Origin of the sequence: Aeromonas sp. R2-4, assembly GCF_040908365.1 — a bacterium.
Classification (GTDB): Bacteria; Pseudomonadota; Gammaproteobacteria; order Enterobacterales; family Aeromonadaceae; genus Aeromonas; species Aeromonas veronii.
On sequence record NZ_JBFODO010000052.1, the window covers coordinates 108,383 to 121,376 of the forward strand.

The following is a 12,994-nucleotide window of genomic DNA, read 5'->3' on the forward strand; positions in this document are numbered from 1 at the left end:
TTGGCTCCTCTTTCTGTTTTGGTCATCACCTGCCATGGCACTTCTCCGATGATGGAGCAGGCAACAGATGAGAAACCGGCCGTACGCTCAGATCAGTCCCCAAGCGGCAATCTGGTAGATCCATACCATCGCCAACAGGGTACCGACCAATCCCATGATGACGCCGATACGCACCATCTGGTGGCTCTCAACCAGACCGGTGGCGTGGGCCAGCGCATTGGGGGGAGTACTGATGGGCAACGACATCCCGAGCGAAACCGAAATGGTGACCGCCAGGATCAGGGTGTGACTGCCACCCCACTCGGCCAGCTCCGGCATGCTGACCGCCAGTGCTGCCACCAGTGGCAGCAGCAGGTTGGCGGTCGCGGTGTTGGACATGAAGTTGGCCATCACCACCGCCAGCAGGCAGGCGCCGACCAGCACCGCCAGCGTAGAGTACTCGTGGAACGGAATATGGGTGATGAGCCGCTCGGCCAGACCTGAGTCCTCCAGCGCCAACCCCAACGCGATACCGCCCGAGACCAGCCAGAGCACGTCGAGGGAGATCTTGTGCAGATCGTCCTTGGTGATGATGCCGGTGGTCAGGAACACCGCCACCGGGATCATGGCGACCACGTAGGAGCTCATGCCGTGCAGATCCCCCAGTAGCCAGAGCACTATGGTGGTGATAAAAGTGAGGTAGACCACCCAGGCGCGAGGGGTCTGCATAAAGCGCCCCTCAATCTTGAGATCCATCCGCTTGAGGGTGCTCGGGAAGAAGCGCCCCAGCAGAAACCAACCTAGCAGCAACAGCAATACCACAAAGGGCACCGCAAATCCCATCCACTGACCGAACGAGATGGCATGCTCGCCGGTCAGGTATTTGAGGGCCACCGCGTTGGGCGGAGTGCCGATGGGAGTGCCGATCCCGCCGAGGTTGGCCGCCAGCGGAATGGCCAGCACAAAGCCGATTTTGGCCGGGTCCTTGTCGGGGAACGCCGCCAGCACTGGGGTAAGGATGGCCAGCATCATGGCGGTGGTGGCGGTATTGCTCATGAACATGGAGAAGGTGGCGGTGATCAACATCAGCCCCAGCATGACGATCCGGGGATCCTGACCAAACGGGCGCAGCAACACCCGCGCCAGATTGACGTCCAGATGGTATTTGGTCGCCGCAATAGCGAGGAAAAAACCACCAAGAAACAGCATGATGACCGGCGAGGCAAAGGTCGCCATCACTTCAGTCGACTTGAGCAACTCACCAAACCCCGGTTCGGCCTTGTCGGCAGTCATGAACCAGAGCCCCTTGTCGGAGAGCAGCAGCAGCTCCAGCACGATGATCAGCACCGAGGTGGCGAAGATAGGGATGGGCTCCAGGATCCAGCAGAGGGCGGCCAGCACGAAAATAGCCACGACCCGCTGCTCGATGACGGTGATCCCCTCCAGCGGGATCCAGTGGGTCGGGATCAGCAGGATGGCGAGGCTCAGCAGCAGTGGCAGAATAATCTTATTATTGATGGGCACTATTGTCTCCAGGATCGGGAGTAAGAAGCCAATAGTGGCATAACATGCTATCGCCTCACGCGGCCAACTCGCCAAAATGAGAGCTGGCTAACTGCACGGCGCACCGTTTTGTGAGTCATATCAAGCTGGGGTCGGCGCGCTATGGCTGACGCCTCAACCCTTGCAACAAACAGGCAAAAAACGGGCCCGCTGTTCGTTGCACACGACAGCGGGCCCGTTTCACCATTCATGCCGATGAGGGGGCTCAGAAGTAGATGCGGGTCACCGACTCGATGACGCAACCCGGGCGGCGGATCCCTTCGATCTCCACCTTGATCTCTTTGAGCAGCTCCAGCCCACCCTTGATGGGGGTGACCCGGGCCAGCTTGGTGCGGGCGCGGATGTTGCTGTCCACCTTGATGGGGTACGGGAAACGTACCTGATCCAGCCCGAAGTTCACCACCATGCGGGCGGTCGGGAACTCGGGGGTGGCCTCATCGACCGAGCCGGTCAACTGCGGCAGCAGCGCCAGGGTCAGGAATCCGTGGGCGATGGTGGTCTTGAAAGGCGACTCGGCGGCCGCACGCTCCGGATCGGTGTGGATCCACTGGTGATCCCCGGTCACTGCAGCAAACTGATCGATCATCTGCTGGCTGACGTGCAGCCACTCGCCGACGTGGGTCTCTTCACCGATGCGGGCCTGCAGGGCGGCATAGAGCTCGGCCGCCTCGGCCCCCAGCTCAACTGCGGGTTCCTGAGCCACGGCAGGCTGACCGTTGGCTACTTGTGCCACGGTTGCTGCATCCTGTTGCTGCTCGCTCTGGGACTCGGCTTGCAAGTCCAGCACACGCCCCAGCAAAGGATGAAGATGTGCCTTTTGCTGAAACTCACGCCAGTAGTCGCGGATCGCCGGAGAGAGCCAATCCTTGAGCTCAAAGGGGTGCTGCGCCAGAATTTCGCGCTTGCGCTTCAGAAAATCGACAACTTTCATCTACCGATCCCTATTTGATTCTATGCCTGTAAAGAGGTCTAACCAGTCCTATTTTATTAAAGTTTCAGCTGTAAGTGCAAAAAAATCTCGGCGTACACCTGTACCAAGGCGGAAGTAACTACTTAGACCATGTAAACCAGCACGATCTGCCAATGAGGAAATCGATTGCCAAAGATGCCGCCAGCAGGGGAAATTCATCGGGGTCGTTATGAAAAAAGGCCCTCGTCGGGCCTTGTGGTTGGGACTCAGCGCGCGCTCGACCAGCCGCGACGCAATCCCTCTTCATCCAGGAAGGACCAGGCGAGGATCCGGCTCACCTTGTTGCCCTGCGCCATGTCGATCACCCGTACTTGACGCGCACCCACCCGGCTCAACGCCTTTTTCGCCCCCGGCAGGTTCTCTTTTTTCGACACCAGCGAGCTGAACCAGAGGCACTGAGTGGCAAACTCCTTGCTCTGGGCAATCATGTTGGCCAGAAACGCCGCCTCGCCCCCTTCGCACCAGAGCTCGGCCTTTTGGCCGCCGAAGTTGAGCACAGGGGCGCCTGTCACCTCCTTGCCCAGATTGCGCAGCTTGCGCTCCGTTCCCTTGCTCGCCTCTTCCAGCGATGCATGGAACGGCGGATTGCACAGCGTCAGGGTGAAGCGCTCCTTCGGCCCGATGATGCCGCGAAACACATGGTTGGGGTTGCCCTGCAAACGGCAATCAATCTGGTTGCCGAGTCCGTTGCTCCTGGCCAGCAGGGTGGCCGCCTTGACCGAGACCGGATCGATATCCGATCCCACAAAACGCCAGCCATATTCGCGGGCACCCAGCAGCGGATAGATGCAGTTTGCCCCCACCCCGATATCCAGCACCCTCACCCCCTTGCCGGTAGGGAGCTCGCCTGCGCTCTCGGCCAGCAGGTCGGCCGCCCAGTGCAGGTAGTCCACCCGTCCCGGGATGGGTGGGCAGAGGTAACCGGCAGGCAAGTCCCAGTGGGCAATCCCGTAGTGATGGGCCAGCAGGGCGCGATTGAGAGTCTTCACTGCATAGGGATCGGCAAAATCGATGGTGCGGGTGCCGTAGTCATTGATAAAGACATGAGCGGCCAACTCGGGAGTTCGCAGGCAAAGCGCCTCAAAGTCGTAACCCGCCTGATGGCGATTACGGGAGTGAAGTCCGGATTTACGGTCGCCCGACTTGGGGCCACCGGCTGATGGGATGCGGGGTTTCATGCTGAGCCTGCCGAAGAAAACGGGCCCACACTATAGTGATTTGACTCGGGAAAGTCTAAACGACGGCAATAAAAAACCGGGCTATCGAGCCCGGTTCAAGTGAGGTTGGAAAAACAGTCCGTACTGCGAGCCGTTTGTCCAGCCTGACTCAGATATCGATCCGGCGAGCTTGCCAGAACTTGTTGCGCCAATATTGGCTATCCAGCTTGGAGCGTGTCACACCGGCGCGAGTCGAGGCGTGGATGAATTCACCATTGCCGACATAGATACCAACGTGGTTGAGACGACGATTGATTTTGAAGAAGACCAGGTCACCCTCGACCAGATCCTGCTTGGAAACGCGCGTCCCTTCATGGACTTGGGAGCGGGTATCGCGGGGTAATTCGATACCGACGGCATTGCGGAACACTTCACGGGCAAAGGCGGAACAGTCGATACCGCGCTGGCTGCTGCCACCCATCCGGTACGGAACGCCACGCCACTCTTTATATACAGTCAGGATTTCATTCACATCGGGTGTCTGGGAAGCTTCCGGTTCGATGACAGGTTCGACCATGGAAACTTCGATCTTGCTCGCGACCTCGGGTTGGGGTGCCGAGGCACAACCCACCATTCCGAGCACGACCAGCAGTAGCATCAGGTGGCGCAATCCTTTATCCCCGCTAAATAGTAAATCTTGTTAAAATACGGCCCCAAAGGGCAATTTATAAGGCAACAGCACCCGACTATATCCAAGAATTCTATCGAGGCAAGTGAAAATCCCTATCAAGCTCACATTTTTGCAAGGAAATGCACGATTTTTCATAATTAATGTGATCATGCACAAACAATATACAATCGCAAAAAGAGCCTTGAGCCTCATAGATAACTGGCTTTTATCCCTGCTTCAGCACCTTTTTAAAGTGAAAAACCATGATCGAAACCGATCTTTTTTTGTTAAAACCGGCCAGGGTATGCCAGGAGCTGCTTGCTCAATTGCCTGAATGGCTGTCAACCGATGAGCAACATATCTGGCAAGCCATGACCCATTCTGAACGGCGTCAGGAATATCTGGTGAGCCGCGCCCTGCTGCGCCAGCTATTGGCCGAGCGGCTGCAACAACCCGCCGCCAGGCTGCAATTTTGCAACGGCCCCCACGGCAAGCCCCGACTACATGATGATGCTTGGCAGTTCAATCTGAGCCACAGTGGCAGCTGGCTGGTGTTGGCGTTCTGCCCGCATGGACCGCTTGGGGTGGATATCGAACTGGGCAAACGGCGGCATCATCCCCTCCCCCTGGCCCGCCGGTTTTATGCACAGAGTGAATATGAGTGGCTCTGCGCACTGCCTGCCCAAGAGCAGGAGAGCGCCTTCTACCGGCTCTGGTCGCGCAAGGAGGCGGTACTGAAAGCCCACGGTGGCGGCATAGCGGCGGGGCTGGAGAAGGTAAGGTTTCTCCCGGAGGAAGGATGGCGACTCGACAACCGGCTCGATGACACTGCTTATCAGATACAGGATTGGCCCTTTGCCAGCGGCTGGCTCAGTCTCGCGGCGACGGCAGCCCCCGTGACCTTTTACCGGCTGGATGAGCGCTTGAATTGCCACTCGCTTAACCCCATGTTACTTAACACCCTTTCTGAAGAGTCCAACTCATGATCGTCGACATTACTCCCCAGAATTTTCACGCAGAACTTATCGATGCGTCCATGAAGAAGCCGGTCGTCATCTATTTCCATGCTCCGCAGATGCCGGAGTGCCAGGGGATGACACCGCTGATCGAATCACTGGTTGGGCCCGCCAATGAGCAGGTCACCCTGGCCAAGGTGGATATGAACGATCCCCAGCTGCAGCCGCTGGCCAGTCAGCTTGGTCTGCGCGCCCTGCCGGCGCTGGTTCTGTTCCATCAGGGTCGCCCTGACGAACAGGGGATCATCGAAGGGCCGCAGGATGAAGCCAGCCTGCGCCAGTATTTCGCCGCCTTCGCCCCCAAAGAAGAGGAAGAGTTGCTGGCCAAGGGGCAACAAGCACTGGCTGACGAGCAGCCCAGCACCGCCTATGCCCATCTGACCAAGGCACACCAGCTGGCTCCTGAACGCCACGACATCAGCCTGTGGCTCATTCAAGCTGCGCTCGACCTCAACCTGCTGGAGGAAGCGCAGGAGCGCCTCGGCACCATCCCGATGGCGGCGCAGGATGGCCACTTCCATACCCTGAGCTCACGGCTGGCGCTGGCCCTACAAGCGGCAGACAGCCCGGAGCTGCGCGCGCTGGAAGCCCGTCATGCAGAACAGTCTGATGATTTTGCCCTGACTCAGGAGCTGGCGGTGCAATACAACCAAGCTGGTCGTCAGGAAGAGGCGTTGGGACTGCTGCTGGAGATCCTCAAGCGGGATTTGGCATTCGGCGATGCCAGAAAGACCTATCTCGATATTCTGGCGACCATGGGCAGCACACCGGCGGCGCAGAGCTACCGTCGCAAACTCTATAGTCTGCTCTACTGATCGGAATCGAACTGGCTGGTAATGATGGGGGAGTGCCGGGAGACCGGCATGACCTCATGGGTCAAGTACGAAAAAGGTACTGTGGGAATAGTGGAGATACGGTGAATTTCAGGCAAAAAAAAATGGCGCAAAACTGCGCCATTTTTTTCGCATGGATTACTTCTTGTAGGAAGTAGCCATGTTGTCGATGCGCTGGTTAGCACGCATAGCTTCTTGCTTGGCTTCGGCAACATCAGCAGCGATTTTGGACTGATCAGCACGAACTGCGCTAACATCTTGAGCCAGTTGGTCAACTTTGTTAGACAGATTCTGAACGGAAGTTTCCAGTTCGCTGGTGTTTGCACAACCGCCCAGCAGAGCGGACAGACCAACAACACCTACCAACAACAATTTTTTCATTTTTAAAGCTCCCTTGAACTCGCCAGACGTTTAGCAAGCGGCGTGATTATGGCACAAAAAAATCCTACTTTGCATAGTCCCCACCACAGATAAATGCATTAAAACCCTCATTTTTTTTTGAATGAACAGTTTTTGTCCAGATTCGTCTAAAAAATGAGTGCCGTGTGGTGGGGGCACGGACAAAGGTTAACCAAATTTTTGCCTTATTACAATTTCGTATGAGGCTCAGGCTGTACGTTCTGACAACAATTGACGATATTGCACCAGATCCTCGATGGTCAGCACCGGCATCTGGTGCTTGCGACCGAACGCAACCAGGTCTGGCAGACGAGCCATCGAGCCATCTTCTTTGGTCAATTCACACAACACACCAAACGGTTTGAGGCCAGCCAGCTGCATCAGATCGACCGTCGCTTCGGTATGACCACGGCGGGTAAGCACCCCACCGGTTCGCGCCCGCAGCGGGAAAACATGACCCGGGCGGTGCAGATCGCCCGGTTTGGCGCCGTCAGCGATAGCCGCGCGGATGGTGGTGATGCGATCAGCAGCCGAGACACCGGTCGTGACCCCCTGCGCCGCTTCGATGGTCACAGTAAAGGCGGTCTGGTAGTGGCTGGAGTTGGCCTCCACCATCATCGGCAGTTCGAGCTGGCGAACCCGCTCGTCGGGCAGGCAGAGGCAGACGATACCGGAGCAATCGCGGATCATCAGCGCCATCTGTTCATTGGTCATGGATTCGGCGGCGAAAATGAGGTCGCCCTCGTTCTCCCGATCTTCATCGTCGGCCACCAGTACGCCGCCTCCGGCACGCAAGGCAGACAGCGCCGCTTCGACACGGGCAACGGGATCACCGAATTCACTGAGTAGAGACTGATTCATGGTAAAACTCCTAAACAAGACAAGGACCAGAATCAGGGCATGGAAAGGCAGACAGAGACGGGCATGCAGCGGCCAGCCCACAAGGGCCAAAACGGCAAGGTCTGTCTTATCCTCTTTCATCCGGACTATGACCGTCGGCTCCGGCATCTCACCGGATCTGCTGACCCCGACCTGGCAATCAGCCAAGTCGGGCGCTCGCGGGCTCCCCGAGTCAATCGGGATACCGCCGGTGGGGAATTGCACCCCGCCCTGAGAATAAGCGCAGACAGCCTAAAGAAAAACGGTTGCAGATACCAGCCAAAATCCCCCGCAGGCTGAAAAGCGTTTCAACATTGCGCCCGGGATCCCGCTCTGCGGCCCGCTCGCCAGCACGAGAGGCCATGACTGGCGAATTTCTTTATGGCGCGGATCGGTTTATGGCATAGTTCCCGAAACAAAAAAACAGGGCCCGAAAAGAGAGCCTGAACAACGCTGCCGGCGCAGACAGCAGCGCCAACACCACAAACGGAAAATGACAGAGATGGAAAAGAAAATACTGCTCACGGATTGCCCGGATGCCAAAGGGCTCATCGCCAAGATCACCAACATTTGCTACAAGCACCAGCTCAACATCATCAAGAACGATGAGTTTGTGGATCACGAGAATGGCCGCTTCTTTATGCGTACCGAGCTGGAGGGGCGCTTCAACGACGAGACCCTGCTGGCGGATCTGGATGATGCCCTGCCCACCGGCGCCCAGCGCCGTCTGGTCAAGGCGGGCAAGAAGCGCATCGTCATTCTGGTGACCAAAGAGACCCACTGCCTCGGCGATATTCTGATGAAGAACTACGCGGGCGCGCTGGATATGGATATCGTCGCGGTGATCGGCAACTACGACACCCTGGCCGAGCTCACCGGCAAGTTCGATATCCCGTTCCACACCGTCAGTCACGAGGGTCTGAGCCGGACAGAGCATGAGGAGCAGGTTCGCGCCATCATCGACAGCTATGAGCCTGACTATGTGATCCTGGCCAAGTACATGCGGGTGCTGACCCCGAGCTTCGTCGAGGCCTACCCGCGCAAGATCCTCAACATCCACCACTCCTTCCTGCCCGCCTTCATCGGTGCCCGCCCCTACCGGCAGGCGTTTGATCGCGGCGTCAAGCTGATCGGCGCCACCGCCCACTTCGTGACCGACGATCTGGATGAAGGCCCCATCGTCGAACAGGACGTGATCCACGTCGGTCATGCCTTCAGTGCGGACGACATGGCCAAGGCGGGTCGGGATGTGGAGAAATCGGTACTGAGCCGCGCGCTGGAGCTGGTACTGAACGAGCGAGTGTTCGTCTACGGCAACAAGACGGTGGTCTTCAAGTAATTCGCCCACACGGCCCGTATGCCAACGCCAGAAACAACAACGGCTCCCGCGGGAGCCGTTGTTGTTTCTGCGCCGAGTGTCAGAGCGGCAGATCGTTTACCGTCACCGCGCCCTTCTCCAGCTTCAGCTCGGAGGTCAGCGCTTGCTTGTCGGCCTTCAGATAACCCATCAGGGTCAGCTGATCGAGCATGGGGGCCAGTTGCGGCACCGCCTTGCCCAGCTTGTCGCTGAGGCTGGCATGCAGCATGCCGGAGAGGGCCTGCATGCCCGCGTCGCTGTTGAACAGCTGCTCCAGCGAGGTGGAGGCCAGCTTCACGTCCCCCTTCATGGTCACCGCCTCACCGTTGAGCTTGGCGCTGAGATCGGCCAGTTCAAGGGTCGCGCCACGTTTGAGCATCTTGTCCAGCGCCTGCTGGATGGCGGCATCTTCAACCCCCTTGCCACCGGCGGCCTGCAGCCCCTGATACCCTTCCAGATCCAGACCGTTGAGGTTGAGCGCCAACTTGCTGTCGGTCACCGCCAGGGTGTCGGTCTCGTTCTCCAGATCCAGCTTGGCAATTTTCATCTGATAACTGCTGGAGAGGGTCTGGGCATCATCGCCGGTCAACTGAGTCTCGGTTGTCATCCCCTGCAGGGCGACCTTGACGCTGTCAGGCAGTTGTACCGTGAGGGCCGAGAGGGTCATCTCGCTCTGGGGCGAGAGGAGCACACCGCTGATCTCGGCAATGTCGGCACTCCCTTTCAGATCGGCCAGCACCAAGTCCATCTTGCTCTGCTCTTCGTGAACCGTCATCCCCTGCCAGGTCATGGTGAGGTGACCATTCCCCTCCAGATTGCCGTGGAACTCGCCGCTCAGGGGCAGGAAGCTGAACTCGTCCAGCCCCTGTTTGATCTTGAATTCATTGGCCCAGAAACGGCTGCTGTTACCCTGGGTCCAGAGACTGGTGACCGACTCCAGACCGAGTTCCCACTGCTCCATGCCCAGTGCGGTAAAGACTGGCGCCAGAGTGCCATTATGGGTATCGAGCAGGAAGTGGCTCTTGATGTAGAGCGGCAGGATCTGGCTCTTGACCACCAGTTGCAACTCGATGGGCTGACTGCCCTCCAGCTCGCTGTCAATGGCAGCCAGCTCCTCCGGCGTCACCACGACCTTCAGGATCCCGTCACGGGTGAAGAGGTTGCTGCTACCCGGCTGCCACTGCATGTCGATACCGGTCTCTTGCTCTACCTTGGCGATCTGCTCCGCCATGATGTTGTCGAAGCTGTTGCCCGTGTACCAGCACGCAGCCAGACCACCACCTACCAGTGCCGCACCCACGGCGAGGGCCACTATCTTTTTCATATATCCATGTGTCTCCAGGGAGTTGTCACTGCACTCTACGGGGCGGACTCGGGGCTAGGCAAGTCCAATCAGATGGCGAGTCCACTTTCTTGCGGCTCGCCACAACATCACAGCAAGGGGCTGAAGAGATAGAAGATGTTCTCCATCGCCTTCTTGTACCAGGGGCGGGCCTGCCATTGGGCCAGGGTCATCGGGGTGGCTTCCGCCATATAGCTTTGTACCAGCCGGGTCATCTGGGCCACGAACGAGGGGTTATCCACCAACAGGGTCACTTCGAAGTTGAGCCAGAGGCTGCGCCGATCCAGATTGACCGTCCCCACCAGAGCGAAGTCATCATCCACCAGCACGCTCTTGGTATGGAGCAGACCGGCATCGTAGCGGTAGATCTCCACCCCGGCCGCCAGCAGCTCCTCCATAAAGGCGTTGCAGGCGTAATTGGCCATGATGGAGTCATTGCGTGCCGGCAACACCAGCTGCACCTGCACCCCGCGCGCCGCCGCCGAACTGAGTGCGGCCGCCAGCGGATCGTCGGGTACAAAGTAAGGGGTCGTCAGCACCAGATGGCTGCGGGCCTGATAGATGGCCAGCAGCAGGCTCTGCTGGATGCAGTCGCCGCCGACGAAGGGGCCGGACGGGATCAGCTGGGCGCGGTAGTTGGTCTGGGGCCAGGCCTCCGGCTCATGCTGCAGACTGTCGAGCAGCCGCTCGCCGGTCTCCATCTCCCAGTCCCAGACAAAGATCGACCACATCAGCGGCACCATGGGCCCCTGCACCCGGATCATGATGTCGACCCACTGGCCGACCCCTGCATCCTGCTTGAAGAAACGGGGATCCACCATGTTCATGGAGCCGGTGTAACCCACCCTGTCATCAATCACCACCAGCTTGCGGTGCATCCGCAGATCCTGACGCTGGAACAGAATGCGCCAGGCGCCGACCGGCAGCACCTCCACCAGCTTGACCCCCGCCTTGCGCAGCTTTTTGGGCCAGTGGGAGCGGAAGAACTGCTTGCTGCCCACCGAATCGAGCAGCAAGCGACAATCCACGCCGCGTTGCGCCACTTCAATCAGCGCCTCGCACACCTCGTCGGCATCGCCGCCCGGATGCCAGATGTAGAACTCCAGATAGCAGGAGAGCGTCGAGCGACGGATATCCTGGGCAATCTCGCGCAAGATCCAGTCCGGCTTGTTGAGCAAGGTCATGCGGTTGCCGGAGAGCATCGGCATGGCGAGCCGTCCCTGGATGAGATCGTGCAGCGGCTGTGCCTTGGCACCCACTTCGCAGCAGTGCTGCGGGAACAGACGGGCCAGTTGGCGGATCCAGATCGCATAAGGGCGATACATGGCCTGGGCGCGCTCGGCACGACGGCGCCCCAGCTTTATTTCACCAAACAGCACATAGAAGCCCACCCCGGCAAACGGAATGGCATAGATCAGCGCCAGCCAGGCCAGCGACACCCCGATGGGACGGCGTTTCATCACCACCCGAAACGACACACCGGTGACAATCACGGTATGAAAAAGCAGTAGCAGCCAACCCAGAAAACGGGAAAACAGCAGTTGAAGATCGTGTTCCAGACCGTTAAACAACGGGGGCTCCTTCTAATCGACAAACAGCGCGGTGGGCAGACCCCAACCGGCCGGGATGGTATGCTGTAAGGCAAATCCATTCTATCAGGTCGCACGCATGATCCTGCAATCTATGCTGCTCAGCCTGGCCATGCTAGGCCAAGGCTCATATGACATCAATGAGCAACAGATAAACCAGTACCTGCAATCTCAGGTGCAAGTCGACAAACAGCTGGAGCTGCCGGGCATCATCAAGGCCCATGTGACGCTTGAGCAGAGCGACGTCCAGATCGGTCGCCAACGCCCCGATACCGCCCGGGTCTATGGCAAGGGCAAGCTCAAAATCGCCCTGCCAGACAATACCGAATATGACGCCCGCCTGCAGATGACCTATGAGGCGAGGCCCCGCTATGACAAGAGTCAGAGCGCGCTGTTTCTCGATAACATGAAGCTGGTGGAGTACAAGCTGGAGCCGGAAGCGGCCGAGAAGAAGTTCGGGCTGATGCTCAACATGCTGCTGCAGAGCATGGAGAAGCGGCTCGAGACCAAACCGGTCTACAAACTCAATGACAAGGATCCGGATCAGGCCTGGCTGAAGGAGAATCTGCTGGGGCTGGAGCTGTCACTAGGCAAGATCCACCTACTGACCAAACCCCGCTAAACCGCTCAATTCAGGAGGGGCTGGGTGGTATCCCGTACCAGCAGCTCCACCTGATAACCCTGCTGCTGCTGCCGCTCGTAGAGGGAGAAAAGCGACCCGCTCAATTGATTGAGGGGCATATCGGCAAACCCGGCCTTGAGATAGAAAGGCTTCTCGAAGGGCAGCGCCTGACAGACCACAGGTTTGTCCAACAGACCGTGACAGGCGTGCTGCAGCAGCCGTGACCCCAATCCCAGCGACTGGTAGTGGGGCAACAGGCGAAAGCCGCACAGATGGTAAAACTCCTCCTCGTCCCGCAACCGAACCGCCCCCACCAGCCAGTGAGCATCACGTACGACAAAGATCCGCTCGGCCAAGTCCGGCACATAGTGGGAAAACGTCGTCTCGTAATAGTCCCTGATAAGGGAGAGGTCGGCGTCGCAGTACTCTTCGAAAGTGAGTTCCATCGCCAGCTTGCTTGTCACAGACAAATCCTTTGATAATCAGTTATTAGTGCCAGATACGGTGCGCTAATCCGACCACATGACGCCAGCACGATAGCATGCCTTTCGTCAACAAAAAAGCGGACGTCATGGGCAGCTTGCTTACCCGGTGGAAGAAGCCATGACCCACCGCCTG

General features: G+C 58.4%; 13 protein-coding genes and 1 riboswitch. Of the genes, 4 read left to right on the forward strand and 9 right to left on the reverse strand.

The annotated features are described in order from the left end of the window. Nucleotides 1–87 precede the first annotated feature (87 nt). From AB5Z05_RS19380 to AB5Z05_RS19395, 4 genes are all read right to left on the reverse strand, one after another. Complete coding sequence (locus tag AB5Z05_RS19380; RefSeq protein WP_076495096.1) at nucleotides 88–1,503, reverse strand: DASS family sodium-coupled anion symporter; 1,416 nt, start codon at nucleotides 1,501–1,503, stop codon at nucleotides 88–90. Nucleotides 1,504–1,747: 244 nt separating this feature from the next. Then, nucleotides 1,748–2,473 (reverse strand): MaoC family dehydratase, encoded by a 726-nt coding sequence (locus tag AB5Z05_RS19385; RefSeq protein ID WP_019445964.1) that lies wholly within the window; start codon nucleotides 2,471–2,473, stop codon nucleotides 1,748–1,750. 245 nt (nucleotides 2,474–2,718) lie between these two features. Continuing rightward, complete coding sequence (rlmF, locus tag AB5Z05_RS19390; protein WP_216948927.1) at nucleotides 2,719–3,690, reverse strand: 23S rRNA (adenine(1618)-N(6))-methyltransferase RlmF; 972 nt, start codon at nucleotides 3,688–3,690, stop codon at nucleotides 2,719–2,721. A gap of 148 nt (nucleotides 3,691–3,838) precedes the next feature. Next, entirely contained in the window at nucleotides 3,839–4,327 is a 489-nt protein-coding gene (locus AB5Z05_RS19395) for a C40 family peptidase (RefSeq protein ID WP_368152820.1), read from the reverse strand. Nucleotides 4,328–4,602: 275 nt separating this feature from the next. On the opposite strand from AB5Z05_RS19395, the gene AB5Z05_RS19400 reads away from it, so the two are divergent. After that, complete coding sequence (locus tag AB5Z05_RS19400) at nucleotides 4,603–5,325, forward strand: 4'-phosphopantetheinyl transferase superfamily protein (RefSeq protein ID WP_368152821.1); 723 nt, start codon at nucleotides 4,603–4,605, stop codon at nucleotides 5,323–5,325. Further along, nucleotides 5,322–6,170, forward strand: coding sequence for a tetratricopeptide repeat protein (locus AB5Z05_RS19405; RefSeq protein ID WP_368152822.1), 849 nt, complete (start codon nucleotides 5,322–5,324; stop codon nucleotides 6,168–6,170). The genes AB5Z05_RS19400 and AB5Z05_RS19405 overlap by 4 nt, the downstream gene beginning before the upstream one ends. A gap of 156 nt (nucleotides 6,171–6,326) precedes the next feature. On the opposite strand, the gene AB5Z05_RS19410 is transcribed toward AB5Z05_RS19405, so the two are convergent. Further along, nucleotides 6,327–6,569 carry an Lpp/OprI family alanine-zipper lipoprotein gene (locus tag AB5Z05_RS19410; protein ID WP_005334342.1) on the reverse strand — a complete coding sequence of 81 codons (243 nt, stop codon included), beginning with the start codon at nucleotides 6,567–6,569 and terminating at the stop codon, nucleotides 6,327–6,329. Nucleotides 6,570–6,794: 225 nt separating this feature from the next. Continuing rightward, nucleotides 6,795–7,448, reverse strand: coding sequence for a 3,4-dihydroxy-2-butanone-4-phosphate synthase (ribB, locus tag AB5Z05_RS19415; RefSeq protein ID WP_323894869.1), 654 nt, complete (start codon nucleotides 7,446–7,448; stop codon nucleotides 6,795–6,797). Nucleotides 7,449–7,552: 104 nt separating this feature from the next. Further along, a riboswitch (FMN riboswitch) is annotated at nucleotides 7,553–7,709 on the reverse strand. A gap of 259 nt (nucleotides 7,710–7,968) precedes the next feature. Here ribB and purU point away from each other — a divergent pair. Then, nucleotides 7,969–8,805 carry a formyltetrahydrofolate deformylase gene (gene purU, locus AB5Z05_RS19420; RefSeq protein WP_005344188.1) on the forward strand — a complete coding sequence of 279 codons (837 nt, stop codon included), beginning with the start codon at nucleotides 7,969–7,971 and terminating at the stop codon, nucleotides 8,803–8,805. 79 nt (nucleotides 8,806–8,884) lie between these two features. Here purU and AB5Z05_RS19425 read toward each other — a convergent pair whose 3' ends face one another. Beyond that, nucleotides 8,885–10,147, reverse strand: a complete 1,263-nt coding sequence (locus tag AB5Z05_RS19425) for a YdgA family protein (protein ID WP_265062517.1) — start codon at nucleotides 10,145–10,147, stop codon at nucleotides 8,885–8,887. Between the two features lie 107 nt (nucleotides 10,148–10,254). After that, a complete protein-coding gene (cls, locus tag AB5Z05_RS19430; RefSeq protein ID WP_201950165.1) occupies nucleotides 10,255–11,736 on the reverse strand; it encodes a cardiolipin synthase in 1,482 nt (493 codons plus the stop codon). Nucleotides 11,737–11,833: 97 nt separating this feature from the next. Between cls and AB5Z05_RS19435 the strand changes: the two genes are divergently transcribed. Next, the gene (locus AB5Z05_RS19435; protein WP_368152823.1) at nucleotides 11,834–12,376 is read left to right on the forward strand and encodes a DUF1439 domain-containing protein; all 543 of its coding nucleotides are present in this window, start codon (nucleotides 11,834–11,836) and stop codon (nucleotides 12,374–12,376) included. Nucleotides 12,377–12,381: 5 nt separating this feature from the next. On the opposite strand, the gene AB5Z05_RS19440 is transcribed toward AB5Z05_RS19435, so the two are convergent. Continuing rightward, nucleotides 12,382–12,822 (reverse strand): GNAT family N-acetyltransferase, encoded by a 441-nt coding sequence (locus AB5Z05_RS19440; protein WP_041980377.1) that lies wholly within the window; start codon nucleotides 12,820–12,822, stop codon nucleotides 12,382–12,384. Nucleotides 12,823–12,994 lie beyond the last annotated feature (172 nt).